The sequence below is a fragment of the Pseudomonas sp. ASL9 genome, from assembly GCF_056680335.1.
This window is the reverse complement of the sequence record NZ_CM155277.1, coordinates 5,504,147-5,519,300: the sequence shown is the minus strand read 5'-3', so window position 1 is coordinate 5,519,300 and position 15,154 is coordinate 5,504,147. Positions and strand designations below refer to the sequence as shown.

The window sequence follows — 15,154 nt, the reverse complement described above, 5'->3', positions numbered from 1 at the left end:
TTGCGATTAATACAAACCCGAAAAATCGAAGGTTTCGCTAGCAACGCTTGGCGTCTCTGCCTTGGCTGAAGGCTCTGCTTTAGGCGGTTGAATCCGTTGGGCCAAGGCATCAATTTTCTGCATGGACAAAAGCTGGCAATACACCAACGGTAAGGCGCCTGCCTGGCGTAATGCCAGAAACGCCTCATCAGACAAGGTGTTCAATACCGCTTCATCGATCTTATAAAGCCCTGCAACAGACTGCTCCTCGACGCCGTTATTCAGGCCTATTTTCCATGGGCTGATCAAGCTATGTTCCGCCAACACGGCACACATATTTTGGGTCAGCTGGCGGCTTGCATTGAACTGTTTCACCAGGTTGAAAACTTCACTGATGGCTGCGGTGATTTCACCATTTTCATAAAAAAACGGCTCACCCTCTGCGCTGTCGGTTACACAGTCCTGATCAATACACAAAACCTGTTGGCCTTCCTGGCCTGTGACCGCGAGCAACTCGAAAGGACTGCTGCGGTAAGTGACGGGCATGTAATCTGCCAGCCATTTTCCCTCTGCCGAGACCCACACGTTCTCACCAGGCTTCAGGCCCATCACAACAACCAGTACAAAGCCTTGCGCTTGCTTGACGAAGGCTATCGGCATGGCTTGGACGGCGGCAGCCAATTCATTCACGAACAGGGGTGCGACGGTATCCGTCCTGGAAAAAGCTAACGATGTGCGGCGCAACCAGCGCTTGTTACGGTGTAATTCATGACTAATGGCTGCGTAAGTAGGCATCTGCAAACTCGTAGGTAAGACGTTGCCAAGCGACTAAGGGGCATGACCGGCATTGGCAACCCCCCGGCGCCTGGCAACATGAGTGATGTTAGGTTTTAGCGCTAAACCCCCGCCAATTCCCGCAACCGCGCCAGTTCAGCCACGGGGATATCGATGCCATCGGCCAGCGCCTTCGCCCGCTGCAGGTAGCGGCGGTCGCCCGGCATGCGTTCCTGGCCGACATCGTGCATCCGCCGGACCAACTCCTCGCTGCGCTCGGCAAAGTTCTGCCCCGCTCCCTTGTTCGGATCGATGACGATAAACAACTGGCCCGTCCAGGGCGTTTGCGCGCCGGGATGTTTGGACCAGTCGAACTCGAACGAGAAGTTACCCCCCGTGAGCGCTGCGGCGAGGAGTTCGACCATCATCGACAGGGCTGAGCCCTTATAACCACCAAACGGCAGCAACGCCCCGCCGTCGAGGATCGCCTTCGGATCCTCAGTCGGTTGCCCGGCTCGGTCCACGCCCATGCCTGCCGGGAGCATCGTGCCGTTGCGAGCGGCAATCTGTACGTCGCCGTTAGCAATAGCGCTGGTGGCCAGATCGAACACAATCGGATCGCCACCAGCCCTGGGTGCGGCAAACGCAATGGGGTTGGTGCCGAACAGCGGCCGTTGCGCACCATGCGGTACTACGCAAGTCATGCTGTTGACGACGCTCAACGCCACCAGTCCTTCTCTTGCGAATGGCTCGACATCGGGCCAAAGCGCAGCAAAATGGTGGGAACTGCGAATGGCCAATATGGCAATCCCCGCACTCCTGGCCTTCTCCACCAGCAACGGTCTGGCTGCGGCCAATGCCGGTTGAGCGAAGCCATTAGCCGCATCAACCCGAATGAACGCCGCGCCGACATCCTCGACCTTGGGCACGGCCTTGCCGTCGACCCAACCGCTGGCCAGGGAGGACAGGTAGCCGGGAACCCGAAAAATACCGTGACTATGGGAACCGTCACGTTGAGCGCTAGCGCAGTTTTCGGCCAACACACTTGCCACTTCCGGCGAGGTGCCGTTGCGCTGGAACACCTGGCGCAGCAGCTCTACCAACTGAAGAAAAGAGATTTTTTGCGTCTCGACGTGGACCACGGTATCGCTGGATGCAGACATTTTAAGCTCCGGTATTGTTTTTAGAGGGAGGTAATGACGTTATTCATTGATCCCGCGCACGCTCAAGCAGGCATCGCCAGCCTGAGCGTCACCCTGTAATCAGGGCTTGACCTTGCGCCGTATGATCCCGTTGATGACCACCACCAACACCGCGACCGCGATGGCAATGTACTGAAAGGTCTTCTCGGTGATCACGCCGGTGGTCTGCAAGTGCGACAAGCCCAGCATGATCCCCAGCACCACAAGGGCGATCAGAATCGAATACATCAAACGTTGTTTGTTGGTCATAGCGGCTTCCTGAATGTTCGTAGAAATCATGTGTTCTGCCCACATGCGTACCCATGGTACCGCTGATGGCAAGCAGACGGCAGCCCAGCATGCAAACCTGCTATACAGGCCGCGCGCACCTCAATGGAGACGTCGACACCGATCCCGTGACCCTGATCAGAACGAAAAGGACGCGAATGAGATAAAACCCACATGATTTAATGCTGCCTTATTCAAGACGATTTTTGCCAACCTGCCGCACTTGCGTTTAGCGTTGATTGAACAGCAACACATCAAGGAGCTCAACATGCCCAACGAAGGCAATCTGCTGCAGGCCGCCGTTGTATTCCTGCTGGCCGCAGTATTGACCGTACCCCTGGCCAAGCGCCTGCAATTAGGCGCGGTGCTGGGGTATCTGTTTGCCGGTGTCATCATTGGCCCTTCAGTGCTGAGCCTGATCAGTAACCCACAAAGCGTCAGCCATATTTCCGAATTGGGCGTGGTGCTACTGTTGTTCATCATTGGCCTTGAGCTGTCACCACGACGCTTATGGGTGATGCGCAAAGCCGTGTTCGGCATCGGCCTGGCCCAAGTACTGCTGACCGGGTTGGTGATCGGCAGCGCCGCCCTGTTTGCCTTCGATCAGTCGTTGAACAGCGCGGTGGTATTGGGGCTGGGGCTGGCACTGTCGTCCACTGCCTTCGGCCTGCAAAGCCTGGCCGAGCGTAAGGAATTGAACAGCCCTCATGGGCGACTGGCCTTTGCCATTTTGCTGTTTCAAGACATCGCCGCGATTCCGTTGATTGCCATGGTGCCGTTTCTTGCGGGCGCGGACCACAACGCCAGCACCTCCGATCACCTGGCCCATGGTCTACGCGTGGTGGGCAGCATTGCCATTGTGGTCATCGGCGGGCGCTATCTGTTGCGCCCAGTCTTTCGGATCGTCGCCAAGACCGGCTTACAGGAGGTCTCGACTGCCACGGCATTGTTGGTGGTGATCGGTACTGCCTGGCTGATGGACCTGGCGGGGGTATCGATGGCACTGGGTACATTTCTGGCGGGCCTGCTCTTGGCCGACTCGGAATACCGTCACGAACTGGAGTCGCAGATCGAGCCCTTCAAAGGATTGCTGCTCGGGCTGTTTTTCATCAGCGTCGGCATGGGCGCCAATATCGGCCTGCTGATCAGCGCACCGGCGACAGTCCTGGGGCTGACACTGCTGCTTATTCTCATCAAGCTGCCCTTGTTGTTTGGCATCGGCCGCCTGGCCGGTGGCCTCGGCCAGCAGAGCGCCTTGCGCCTGGGCGTGGTGCTGGCAGCGGGTGGTGAGTTTGCCTTCGTCGTGTTCAAGATCGGCCGCGATGAAGGGCTGTTCGAGGCACGGCTGTATGACATCCTGGTGCTGACCATCACCCTGTCCATGGCCCTTACGCCGCTGCTGTTACTCCTGATTTCACGACTGCTCAAACCCAAAGTCATCTCGCAGGTAGTTCCAGACGAGTACCGCGAGATAGCCAGTGATGCGCCACGGGTAGTGATCGCGGGCATGGGACGCATGGGCCAAATCGTCGCGCGGATTCTGCGCGCGCAAAAAATATCCTTTGTGGCCTTGGACAATGCCGTGGAATCCATCGAGTTTTCCCGTAGCATCGGTCATCTGCCAGTGTTCTATGGCAACCCGCTACGCCCCGAAATCCTGCGTGCTGCCAAGGTCGATCAGGCCGAGTTTTTCATCATTGCTACGGATGATCCGGACACCAACATCAAGACTGCCGAGTTGGTGCGCAAGCTCTATCCGCACATAAAAATCATCGCACGGGCGCGCAACCGTCAACACGTGCACCGACTGATGGACGTAGGGGCTCAGGCCGTGCGTGAAACGTTCTACTCCAGCTTGGAGATGAGCCGACGTACGTTGGTGGGGCTGGGCCTGAGTCAGGCTCAGGCCGACGCACGGATCAGCCGTTTCAAGCGTCACGATGAACAAGTGCTGAATGCGCAACATTTGGTGTACGACGATGATGCCAAGGTTCTGCAAACCGCCCGTGAAGCCAGAACTGAACTGGAACAATTGTTTGAAGCCGACCGGCTGGAAGAAGAGTCGGCCAAAGACTGACAAGAAACCGAACCCCATCGAACAAGCCCGCTGGAATACTTTTTCGGGTCTGTTCGATTGTTGGACAAACCCATCTATATTTAGAATAAATCTTGCGATTATAGTTACACTTCCCACATAAAATTTAAACCTGTAGAAACACCCTACACGATATTCCGAAAAATTTACCCCCCTGAGCTATTTACCCTCACACCTGAAACTGTAGAATTCGACTGCAGTATCGCGCTGGGTAACTAACAAATATTACCTTCACTTAATAACTACAAGAGCTGACCTATATGAACCGGAACACTGCGACCGTCATTGAAACCCTGATACCTGTCGCTGACACCCACAACATCAAGGCTTCCGAGGCCATCACCACCATTCCGTTCGGCCTGGAGAATCTCATGGCCCTACGGGACGCGCTGTTTGTCTTGAAGGGCCCTTTGGGCAATATTCCGGCTTTACGCACAACCATTCAGAACAGGCTATTGAATCAAGTCGCACGAGACCGTCTTCCGAGGTAACGAACGCATTATCCCAGGCAACTTGAGCGTTAATAACTGCCTATATTAATGAATGTCCGAATCAGCGACGCCTGAATAACGGTCTCGGCTCGATCGCTGAACGACCATAAACAACGCTGACGCCAGCCAGGCCCTTGAGTGCATCTTCGATCGATTTATCTTCGCGCACGGCAAAACAATCAAAGCCGCACTGGCGCATATGGCTGAGCTGATCGCGCAGTACATCGCCAATGGCCCGTAGTTCGCCCGTCCAATGAAGACGCGTGCGCAGCAGATATGCCTGACTGTACCCTCGACCATCACGAAAGCTGGGAAAATCCACGGCAATCAATGGCAATACCGCCAGGAACGGCTTCAACGTTTCGACCTCGTCATCCGGGCCGAGCCAAACGCCATCCAGACTCAAGCGCTCACCGGCCAGCACTGCCCGATCCTGACGCGGCAACCAACGCGACAACGGCAGCAACACTGGCCCGCTCGGCAGATCCCCTTGCCCTTCACGAATCAATGTCCATGAATCGTGGGCAACAATCTGCGCCCGCCCTGCTTCGAGTCTCAGCACATTGTTCACAGCGTCACCTCTGACGGCTCTTTTTGATAAACGCGTTCCTTGAAAGGCTCCAGACCGATACGATTGATGGTCTGCACAAAACTCTCGTCGCTTTCCCGGTAGTCGGTGAATGTCGAGACAATCATTTCAATCACGTCCGGCACCTGCGTGGCGCTAAAGGACGGCCCGATTACTTTCCCCAGCGCAGCCGCCTTGCCTTGCGAACCACCGAGCGTGATCTGGTACCACTCGCTGCCGTTTTTATCGACGCCCAATATGCCGATGTTGCCAATGTGATGATGACCACAGGCATTCATGCAGCCGGAGATATTCAGGCTGATCTCGCCCAAATCGTGCAGGTAATCCAGGTCGTCGAAACGCTGTTGAATGGCCTGTGCAATCGGAATCGACTTAGCGTTAGCCAATGCACAAAAATCGCCACCCGGACAGGCGATGATGTCGGTCAACAGCCCGATGTTGGCGGTACCTAGCCCGCTTTCACACGCCAGGCACCACAGCGCATATAAGTCGGCTTTGCGGATGTCCGGTAAAACGATATTTTGTTCGTGAGCGATGCGGATTTCACCAAACCCAAACAGCTGCGACCAGTCGGCCACTGCGCCCATTTGTTCGGCCGTCACGTCCCCCGGTGGTGCGCTGATCCCGGGTTTGGTCGAGAGCACTGCACTGACGTAACCGGGGATTTTATGCTGCTGCACATTGCGCGAAACCCAGCGGGCAAAAGCAGGGCTCTGCGCCAAATGAGAACCAAAGTCCAGATCCGTGTCCGAGAGCTTTGCATAGGCTGGGGGCACAAAGGCTGAAGCAACGCGTTGAAATTCTTCCTCCGTCAGCTGCGCCGGGCCCTCTTTGATGTGTTGCCACTCTTGCTCAACTTCGTGGGAAAAGGCTTCGATGCCTAAGGCTTTGACCAGAATCTTGATTCGCGCTTTGTACTTGTTGTCCCGCCGCCCATGTCGGTTATAAACGCGCAACACCGCCTCGACATACGACAGCAAATCCTTCCAGGGCAAACCTTCACGAATCTGCAGACCGAGAATCGGCGTACGCCCCAACCCGCCCCCGACCAAGACCCGCAACACATTCTGCCCGGCGTCGTCGCGGTACAGATACAGCCCAATGTCGTGCATCTGGATCGCCGCCCGATCTTGCTCCGCCGAACAGATGGCAATTTTGAATTTGCGCGGCAAGAACAAGAATTCCGGATTGATCGTCGACCATTGCCGCAGGATCTCGGCCAGCGGGCGCGGGTCGAGCAACTCATCGGCAGCGACCCCGGCGAAGGCTTCGGTGGTGATGTTGCGCACGCAGTTGCCAGACGTCTGGATGGCGTGCATCTCAACGCCGGCCAACCGCTCGAGAATGTCCGGCACCTGCGCCAGCTCGATCCAGTTGAACTGCATGTTCTGCCGAGTCGTGAAGTGCCCGTACCCACGGTCATAGTCACGCGCAATGCTGGCCAACGTGCGCATCTGTTCTGCGCTCAAGGTGCCGTACGGAATGGCCACACGCAGCATGTACGCGTGCTTTTGCATGTACAGGCCGTTCTGCAGACGCAGCGGCAGAAACTCCTCTTCGCTCAGGTCGCCACTCTGGAAGCGCTGTACCTGATCGCGAAATTGCCCGACCCGCTCAAACACCAACGCACGGTCGTACTCGTCATATTGATACATCGTTCCCACCTCAAGCTCATCAGTGCTGGCTGCCTTCTTCGAGCGTCGAGGCAGCTGTCGAGGCTTGAGACTATGGCGAAGGGCAACCCAACAAAACAGCATCAGGCCAGGCAAATAAAACCGTATCAGAGGCTCATGAAACTGCTCGTCTGCACCGCCTTTCTTTGCCTTTTCTGAGTCTGTTTTGTTTACCTCAGAGTTTCTACAGTGCAGCCTCGTGCCGGACCGCAGGGGCCTGGCAAGCAATGGATGGGTGGAAACACTGCCATGAGCACAGAACAAATCGGCCAGGCCTATAACTACAAGGTTGTCCGGCAATTCGCAGTGGCGACCGTGGTGTGGGGCGTTATTGGCATGGCCGTTGGGGTCTGGATCGCCTCCCAACTGGTCTGGCCGCAGATGAATCTGGACTTGCCCTGGACCACGTTCGGCCGGCTTCGCCCCTTGCACACCAGCCTGGTGATTTTCGGTTTCGCTGGCAGCGCGCAGTTCGCTGCCAGCTATTACGCAGTACAGCGTACATGCCAGGTGCGGTTGTTTTCCGACAAGCTGGCCGCATTTACCTTCTGGGGCTGGCAGTCGGTGATCGTGATCATGCTGATCAGCCTGCCGCTGGGCTATACCACAACGAAGGAATACGCCGAAATCGAGTTCAGTGGCGCGGTGTGGATGACCGTCGTCTGGATCGCCTATGCCATCGTCTTCTTCGGCAGCGTGATCAAACGCAAGACCTCGCATATTTATGTCGGCAACTGGTTTTTTGGGGCGTTTATCGTCGTCATTGCCATCCTGCACGTGGTCAACCATCTGTCGATTCCGGTGAGCTGGTTCAAGTCCTATCCTGTGTATGGCGGCGCTACCGATGCCATGGTGCAGTGGTGGTATGGGCACAACGCGGTAGGCTTTTTCCTGACCACCGGTTTTCTCGGGATGATGTATTACTTCGTGCCCAAACAAGTCGGGCGTCCGGTGTATTCCTATCGGCTGTCGATCGTGCACTTCTGGGCACTGATCACCCTGTACATCTGGGCAGGCCCGCACCATTTGCACTACACCGCGTTGCCGGACTGGGCACAGTCGCTGGGCATGGCCATGTCGATCATCCTGCTCGCGCCAAGCTGGGGCGGCATGATCAACGGCATGATGACCCTCTCGGGTTCCTGGCATAAGTTACGCAGCGACCCGATCCTGCGCTTCCTGGTGGTTTCGCTGGCCTTCTACGGCATGTCGACCTTTGAAGGTCCAATGATGGCCATCAAGACCGTCAACGCCCTGTCCCACTACACCGACTGGACCATCGGTCACGTGCATGCCGGAGCGCTGGGCTGGGTGGCAATGATCACCTTCGGTTCGATGTACCACATGATCCCGAAAGTCTTCGGCCGTGAGCAGATGCACAGTGTCGGTCTGATCAACGCGCACTTCTGGTTGGCGACCATCGGCACCGTGCTGTACATCGCCTCGATGTGGGTCAACGGCATCACCCAGGGCCTGATGTGGCGGGCAGTGAACAACGATGGCACCCTCACCTACTCGTTCGTTGAGGCGTTGCAAGCCAGCCACCCCGGTTACATAGTACGCTTCACCGGTGGCGTCTTTTTCCTGAGCGGCATGTTGCTGATGGCCTATAACACGTGGCGCACCGTGCGCGTGGCCGACCCGGCACTGATCGACCAGCAAGCGCAATTCGCCTGACCTTTCTGCGGGAGTACAACCCAACTCCCGCCTTCCTGATGAGGCCCGCTGTCATGATTGATCCAGGTTACGAGTGGCTAGGGATCGCCGCCGTGGTGTTTTTTTTCGTGGTCACCCAGCTGTGTCTGAAGAACAGCGACACCCGGAGCCTCGACGAAGCCAGCATGATCCCTTTCGCCGATGACCCGGAAGTGGCCCGACGCGTCGAACAGGCCACGGGTAAAGCCATCCACTGCGTGGACATCGCCGAACACGTAACAACCACAAAAAACGATTGGGTCGACGTCGAAATGTAAGCGCTGGGTTGATTACTGCACCCACCGCATGAGTTCGGTCGCTAGCCCAACACCTCGCTCAAAGGAATAAAATTCAGCCAATCACCCTCGGCGACCGTGGTGCCTTCGCGCACTTCAATCAAGCCTTCAGCCCAGGCTGCGCTGCGCAATACGCCCGAACTCTGATTGCTGTAGAACACCGCGCGGCCCTGCTCGAATCGCCCGCGCAAATATTCGCGGCGATTTCCGGGCTTGCTCCAGGTGAAACCTGCGGGCACAGGAAACTGCAACGGCGCGACATCAACGACTCCTTGGCGGCGCAACAGATAAGGGCGAGCGAGCAATGCGAACGTGACCAGGGTCGAGGCTGGATTGCCCGGCAAACCAATCACCGGCACGCCACGAAAATGGCCAAAGGTCAGCGGTTTTCCCGGTTTGATGGCCAGCTTCCACAATGACAACTCGCCGTCCTCACGCAAGGCATGCCCGAGAAAATCCGCCTCGCCCACCGATACGCCACCGGTGGAAAGAATCAAATCGACGTGGCCCAGCGCCCCCAGCGTGTTGCGGGTTTTTTCCAGATCGTCCGGCAAGATTCCGGCATCGTGCACCTCGCAGCCCAAACGCTGTAACCAACTGCACAGCAGTACTCGATTGCTGTTGTAAATCTGCCCTGGCCCCAGCGGTTGACCCGGCTCAATCAACTCGTCGCCAGTGGACAGCACCGCAACCCGCACACGCCGCACGACATTCAGCTCGGCCAGGCCTAAAGACGCTGCAAGGCCCAATTCAATAGGCCCCATACGCGTACCCGCAGCCAATACTTCCTCGCCGACGGTGGTTTCCTGGCCCTGTGGGCGAATATTTTGCCCAACTCGCATCGGCTCAATGAAGCGCACCCGCTGGTCAGCGAGTACTTCAGCGTTTTCCTGCATTTCAACGCAATCGGCGCCAGCCGGTACGGGCGCGCCGGTGAAGATTCGGGCGCAGGTGCCGGGTGTCAACGGCTCGGGCGCTTGCCCGGCAAAAATCCGTTGGCTGACCGTTAATGGCTCACCACTCCAGTCCGCCAGGCGCAAGGCGTAACCGTCCATGGCGCTGTTAGGCCAGGGTGGCAGATCCAGGGTTGAAATTAACGCCTCGGCCAGAACCCGGCCTTGTGCAGCAGCCAGCGGCACCCGTTCACGCTCGATGATTGGGGTCGCGTCGGCCATCTCCAGCAAACGCGCCAGCGCCACCTCGACCGGCATTAGCGGTCGCGCTTCAGTGTGGCTCATATCAGTTCATCCGCGAGTTTCGCAGGGCTCGGCCTGCTTGAGGTGGGCAACGAAGTTGCAGGGGCGGTGACGTGAGTCCAGCTGTTCGGCAAGAATCCCGTCCCAACCGGTGCGGCAGGCATTGGTCGAACCCGGCAGGCAGCAGACCAGCGTACCGTTGGCCATCCCCGCCAGCGCGCGGGACTGCACGGTCGAGGTGCCGATATCCGCCACGGAAATCTGCCGGAACAGCTCACCAAACCCATCGACCTGCTTGTCCAACAAGCACGTCACAGCTTCAGGTGTACTGTCGCGACCTGTAAAGCCGGTACCGCCGGTAATCAGCACCACCTGCACGTCATCGTCGGCAATCCAGGTCGCAACCTGAGCGCGAATCTTGTACAAATCGTCTTTGAGCAGTACGCGCTCGATCAGGCTGTGCCCTGCGGCGGTCAATCGATCAACGAAGACCTGGCCGGACGTATCGGTTTCACGGGTGCGGGTGTCACTGACGGTCAATACAGCAATGTTCAATGGCACGAACGGTGTATCAGCCTTCGCTTTCATAGGCTCAATCCAAAGGGAGGGAAACAGCCTGCTGTTATATCACAGCGCCTCTTTTGGCCGCCCCGTCGTTGACCTGAGTCAGCGCTCGCGACACGTCATCGCTGGTCATGGAACTTGCAGGTGATGTATACGTCTCACGTTCAGTAATAAAAGAATTCCCTGACGGAGACACACCATGACTCAACGGACTTTACCTGCAATGTTCCTGCTTGCACTGAGCCTCGCAAGCCTTGCTGGCTGTGCTTCGCCCACTGTGATCACCCTCAATGACGGTCGCGAAATCCAGGCTGTTGATACGCCCAAATATGACGAAGAGTCGGGCTTCTACGAATTCAAACAGCTTGATGGCAAAGAAACTCGCGTCAACAAAGATCAGGTTCGCACCGTTAAGGATCTCTGATCCTTTACAACATCGCTTGCGCCCTTGCTCAAAAAACCCGCCCTGTGCGGGTTTTTCTGTATCCGAAGCTAATGCATCGCAAAAACACCCTACCAACCTAGCGTCAGTTGCGTTTCGAATTGCTTGTGCTCCCCGGACAACGGGTCAATGAAACGCAGGCCCTGAGCTAACAGCTTCAGCGGCTGAGTGTAGTCGTCTACCGTGCCTTTCAATACGTCGGGATAAAACGGGTCATTGCAGATCGCCGCGCCCAGAGCAGCCATGTGCACCCTCAGTTGGTGCTTTTTGCCGGTCACGGGATACAAGCCGTAACGCCAATATTCGCCATTGCGCTCGCTGACTTCGATCCGCGTTTCGGTGTTGCTGACGCCCGGCCCTTCCTGCATCCGAAAAAATGGCTCACCCGCGACCAACCGGCTTTTATGCACCCGAGGGAATTGCACTTCGGGCAGCGCTCGCGCAATGGCCTCATAGCGTTTGTCGATCTGTCGCGTAGGAAACAGCGACTGATACGCCGAACGGCTCCCCTTGTTTGCCGAGAACAACACGAGGCCTGCCGTGTGCCGGTCAATTCGGTGCAGTGGCACCAGATCAGGGTTGTCCAGGCGACGGATCAAACGCCTGAGCAACGTTTGCTCGACGTATTCACCTGCTGGAGTGACCGGCAAAAAATGCGGTTTATCCGCCACCACCAGATGCTCATCCGCGTACAGGATCGTCTCTAGCACCGGTATCGGGGTTTCGTTCGGCACTTCACGAAAGTAGTGGATGCGCAGCCCTTCCCGGTAAAGCAACTCGGGAGCAATAGCCATGCCCTGTGCATCCAGAACCCGTCCCCTGGCGATTCGATCCAGCCATTGCTCCCGGCTGATGGCCGCAAAATGCGTGCACAGACAATCAAGAACCGTTGTCCATGGCCCTGCTGGCAAGTACAGGGTGCTGGCTTGGCTTTGCGCCGGGGAAAAGGTGGACTCGGACATGGGTAGGCTCAAATCTCGGAAAGCTTTGATTGGCTGGCGGCGTATTATCGCCTAAGTAACGGGCAGAACCTAATGGTGCAATTAATACAGCGCATAAAGCGGCGCAGCCAATCCGTGCAACACTACGTAACACCTACACTTACCGATAGGGGCTACCCAGCTTGACTCCTTTCCGGCGTAGCGTTTAACCTGCCGCCGCATGAATGGAAGCAGTCTGACATCAACTTCAGACAGTTCTGTTAAATTGACTTCAAGCGTCGCGTTCTATCGCGCGGTTGTGCAGTGCGGTAGATAATCGTGAAACTTCGCTCTCCCCTTAAAATCAACAAATCAGTCATCTTTGCCCTGGTTCTTCGTGAAGCGCGCGCGCGATTTGGCGAGCGGCGTATGGGCGCTGTTTGGATACTGTTTGAACCCATCTGCCATTTACTTATTTTTAGTGTCCTGTTCTCTCTAATACGAGGCCAAACTGTCGCAGGAATCGACTTCCCTGTGTTCGTGCTCGTGGGAATGGCGCCCTTCTTGTTGTTCCGTAACACAGCACTTCGGTTGATGGACAGTCCAAGAGATAACCGCCCGCTGTTTGCATATAAACAAATCAAACCGCTCGATACGTTTATTGCCAGGGTATTGGTGGAAGCCAGTATTGCCAGTACGGTTTATCTCATCATTGTCTTTGGCTTTGCCTGGTACGGCTTCGACATGTCGATCAAGGCGCCTATCGAATGGATACTCATCCTCAGCCTGGGCCTGCTGTTTGCATTTGGTCTGGGCATGTTGCTGGCATTGATTGTTCATGCAATCCCAAGCAGCAAAAGCCTGATCAGGATGATGTTCTTTCCTCTTTATTTTATTTCCGGGGTGCTCGTTCCTGCCGCCTACCTGCCCCACGCCATGCTGCCGTTGCTGCTGCTAAATCCGTTCTTGCACCTGGTAGAGCTGATCCGCGCGGAAATATTCCCGTATTACGTACCGGTGGACGGCGTGTCGATCCATTACGTGATAGCAACCACTTTAATTCTGTTATTCGTCTCGCTGGGTACCTACCGAGTTCGCCGATTGCATTTGATTTCCACCAAGAACGGCTAACCACAGGCTTCCCGTGTTCGAGCTCAGAAATATCACTAAGTCGTACCTGACCCCCAAAGGTCGCCGTCATATTTTTCGTGACCTGTCACTAAAGATTCCTGCCGAGAAAAATATCGGACTGATCGGTCGTAACGGCGCCGGCAAGTCAACCCTGATGCGCCTGTTGGGCGGCTCGGACATACCTGACTCAGGAAGCATCGCCACCAACAAAAGCATTTCCTGGCCCGTGGGTTTGTCCGGAGGCTTTCAAGGCAGCATGACGGGTCGCGAGAACATCAAATTCGTCAGCCGCGTGCATGGCGCCGTGGGTAGCGCCATGCACGCGAAGGTCAACTACGTGCTGGACTTCGCCGAAATAGGCGACTGGATCGACGAACCGGTCAAGACCTACTCCTCGGGCATGCGTGCGCGACTGGCCTTTGGCCTGAGCATGGCCTTCGAGTTCGACTATTACCTGATCGACGAAGTGATGTCAGTGGGTGACGCGCACTTCAAGCGCAAGTGCGCCGAAGTTTTCGAGCAAAAATTGCAAACATCCAACGTCGTACTGGTTTCCCACAACATGGGTGAAATTCAAAAGCTCTGTGATGTCGTGCTGTTGGTGCGAGATGGCGGGGTTCAGATCTATGACGATGTCGCCGAGGGCATCAAGGCCTACAACACCTGATCGCCCTGATTGTGGCGTGACTGTTTCATTTCAAGGATGCGTGTGCATATGAGTAGTACGGGTAAATTCAAGGGCTGGCGCCTGACTCTAGGACTGATCACGGTGCCGCTGGCGCTTGCCATCGCCTATTACGCTTTTTTTGCCGTGGACCGCTTTGTCAGCTCCGCGCAAGTGGTGGTCCGACAGGAAGGCAGCAATCCCGGCGCACAACTGCCGGGGCTAAGTATGTTGCTGACTGGCAGCAACCCTGCGTCCAGGGAAGAAACCCTCTACCTGCGCGAATACATCGTTTCCATGGACATGATGCAGCTGCTCGAAGAGCGCCTGCACTGGGTTGAGCAATACACCCAGCAACGCCGCGATATTTTCTTCTGGCTAAGCAAAGACACACCTCGCGAAGACTTGCTCAAGTACTACCAGCGCATGGTTTCTGCGCACTATGACGAAACCACCGGTTTGCTCAAGGTCGAAGTGCAGGCGTTCAGCCCTGAGCTGGCCGAGCAAATGGTCAAAACCATCCTCGAGGCCAGCGAGCATTTCGTTAACGAAGTGTCCCACGGCATCGCCCGTGAACAGATGCGCTTTGCCCAGGGCGAACTGGAAGGCGCAAAAAAGAACTACACCCAACGCAAGGAAGAGCTATTGCGCTTCCAGAACGTAAATAAGGTGCTGGACGGTAAAAGCTCTGCCCAGGGGCGCGCCACCATTATCGACACGCTGGAGGGCGAATACTCCAAAGAGCAGGCCGTTGCCACTGAAATGCTCTACAAGCTTCGCCCGGACTCACCTCAGGTCAAGCAACAGAAACAACGGGTAAATGCCATTCGCGAACAACTGGCTGCAGAGAAGCGCTTGCTGGTATCGGCCCCCGATGGCGCGCAGCTCAACGTGGTGGCCTCGCGTTTCCAGCAGTTGACCCTGGATGCCAGCATCACCGAAGAAACCTATAAGACCGCCGTCGCGGCACTCGACAATGCACGCATTGAGGCCAGCAAGAAGATCCGTACGCTGGTCACCGTGGTCAGCCCCAACTCCCCAGACATCGCCATTTACCCAGAGCGTTGGTACAACCTGGCGACCATTCTCCTTGTCCTGCTGATGCTGTACGGCATCACTCGCTTCCTGATTGCATCGATCGAGGATCATCGTGATTAAATCCATTGCTGGCCTGCC

The 15,154-nt window shown here is 56.4% G+C and carries 16 protein-coding genes; 8 read left to right on the top strand and 8 right to left on the bottom strand.

All coding sequences use genetic code 11. The features are described from left to right. Positions 1-6: 6 nt before the first annotated feature. From AC1ME2_RS25435 to AC1ME2_RS25425, 3 genes are all read right to left on the bottom strand, one after another. On the bottom strand, positions 7-774 hold the full coding sequence (locus tag AC1ME2_RS25435; RefSeq protein WP_480437850.1) for a SapC family protein: 768 nt from the start codon (positions 772-774) through the stop codon (positions 7-9). Positions 775-875: 101 nt separating this feature from the next. Beyond that, positions 876-1,916 carry an Ldh family oxidoreductase gene (locus AC1ME2_RS25430; protein WP_480437848.1) on the bottom strand — a complete coding sequence of 347 codons (1,041 nt, stop codon included), beginning with the start codon at positions 1,914-1,916 and terminating at the stop codon, positions 876-878. Positions 1,917-2,015: 99 nt separating this feature from the next. Further along, on the bottom strand, positions 2,016-2,204 hold the full coding sequence (locus tag AC1ME2_RS25425) for a hypothetical protein (RefSeq protein WP_480437845.1): 189 nt from the start codon (positions 2,202-2,204) through the stop codon (positions 2,016-2,018). A 286-nt stretch (positions 2,205-2,490) separates the two neighbouring features. On the opposite strand from AC1ME2_RS25425, the gene AC1ME2_RS25420 reads away from it, so the two are divergent. Both AC1ME2_RS25420 and AC1ME2_RS25415 read left to right on the top strand, forming a co-directional pair. Further along, positions 2,491-4,299, top strand: a complete 1,809-nt coding sequence (locus tag AC1ME2_RS25420) for a monovalent cation:proton antiporter-2 (CPA2) family protein (protein WP_480437842.1) — start codon at positions 2,491-2,493, stop codon at positions 4,297-4,299. 278 nt (positions 4,300-4,577) lie between these two features. Beyond that, positions 4,578-4,808 carry a hypothetical protein gene (locus tag AC1ME2_RS25415; RefSeq protein WP_480437841.1) on the top strand — a complete coding sequence of 77 codons (231 nt, stop codon included), beginning with the start codon at positions 4,578-4,580 and terminating at the stop codon, positions 4,806-4,808. Between the two features lie 61 nt (positions 4,809-4,869). On the opposite strand, the gene AC1ME2_RS25410 is transcribed toward AC1ME2_RS25415, so the two are convergent. Next, complete coding sequence (locus tag AC1ME2_RS25410) at positions 4,870-5,379, bottom strand: DUF934 domain-containing protein (protein ID WP_480437839.1); 510 nt, start codon at positions 5,377-5,379, stop codon at positions 4,870-4,872. Next, positions 5,376-7,052, bottom strand: a complete 1,677-nt coding sequence (locus AC1ME2_RS25405) for a nitrite/sulfite reductase (protein WP_480437837.1) — start codon at positions 7,050-7,052, stop codon at positions 5,376-5,378. Before AC1ME2_RS25405 ends, AC1ME2_RS25410 begins: the two co-directional genes overlap by 4 nt. Before the next feature lie 267 nt (positions 7,053-7,319). Between AC1ME2_RS25405 and ccoN the strand changes: the two genes are divergently transcribed. Both ccoN and AC1ME2_RS25395 read left to right on the top strand, forming a co-directional pair. Next, the gene (ccoN, locus tag AC1ME2_RS25400) at positions 7,320-8,747 is read left to right on the top strand and encodes a cytochrome-c oxidase, cbb3-type subunit I (RefSeq protein ID WP_480437834.1); all 1,428 of its coding nucleotides are present in this window, start codon (positions 7,320-7,322) and stop codon (positions 8,745-8,747) included. 53 nt (positions 8,748-8,800) lie between these two features. Next, complete coding sequence (locus AC1ME2_RS25395; protein WP_480437832.1) at positions 8,801-9,043, top strand: cbb3-type cytochrome c oxidase subunit 3; 243 nt, start codon at positions 8,801-8,803, stop codon at positions 9,041-9,043. Between the two features lie 41 nt (positions 9,044-9,084). Here the strand turns inward: AC1ME2_RS25395 and AC1ME2_RS25390 are convergent, their stop codons facing one another. Both AC1ME2_RS25390 and moaB read right to left on the bottom strand, forming a co-directional pair. After that, complete coding sequence (locus tag AC1ME2_RS25390; RefSeq protein WP_480437830.1) at positions 9,085-10,299, bottom strand: molybdopterin molybdotransferase MoeA; 1,215 nt, start codon at positions 10,297-10,299, stop codon at positions 9,085-9,087. Between the two features lie 6 nt (positions 10,300-10,305). After that, a complete protein-coding gene (gene moaB / locus AC1ME2_RS25385) occupies positions 10,306-10,845 on the bottom strand; it encodes a molybdenum cofactor biosynthesis protein B (protein WP_480437828.1) in 540 nt (179 codons plus the stop codon). A gap of 175 nt (positions 10,846-11,020) precedes the next feature. Here moaB and AC1ME2_RS25380 point away from each other — a divergent pair, with 175 nt between their 5' ends. Beyond that, positions 11,021-11,245 (top strand): YgdI/YgdR family lipoprotein, encoded by a 225-nt coding sequence (locus AC1ME2_RS25380; RefSeq protein WP_480437827.1) that lies wholly within the window; start codon positions 11,021-11,023, stop codon positions 11,243-11,245. 89 nt (positions 11,246-11,334) lie between these two features. On the opposite strand, the gene AC1ME2_RS25375 is transcribed toward AC1ME2_RS25380, so the two are convergent. After that, positions 11,335-12,225 carry a pseudouridine synthase gene (locus AC1ME2_RS25375; RefSeq protein ID WP_480437825.1) on the bottom strand — a complete coding sequence of 297 codons (891 nt, stop codon included), beginning with the start codon at positions 12,223-12,225 and terminating at the stop codon, positions 11,335-11,337. 297 nt (positions 12,226-12,522) lie between these two features. Between AC1ME2_RS25375 and AC1ME2_RS25370 the strand changes: the two genes are divergently transcribed. The 3 genes from AC1ME2_RS25370 to AC1ME2_RS25360 are packed head-to-tail and all read left to right on the top strand — an operon-like array spanning position 12,523 to position 15,136. Beyond that, on the top strand, positions 12,523-13,314 hold the full coding sequence (locus AC1ME2_RS25370; RefSeq protein WP_480437821.1) for an ABC transporter permease: 792 nt from the start codon (positions 12,523-12,525) through the stop codon (positions 13,312-13,314). 13 nt (positions 13,315-13,327) lie between these two features. After that, complete coding sequence (locus tag AC1ME2_RS25365) at positions 13,328-13,981, top strand: ABC transporter ATP-binding protein (RefSeq protein ID WP_480437819.1); 654 nt, start codon at positions 13,328-13,330, stop codon at positions 13,979-13,981. Positions 13,982-14,029: 48 nt separating this feature from the next. After that, complete coding sequence (locus AC1ME2_RS25360) at positions 14,030-15,136, top strand: KpsE/RkpR family capsule polysaccharide export protein (RefSeq protein ID WP_480437817.1); 1,107 nt, start codon at positions 14,030-14,032, stop codon at positions 15,134-15,136. The last annotated feature ends 18 nt before the right edge of the window (positions 15,137-15,154 follow it).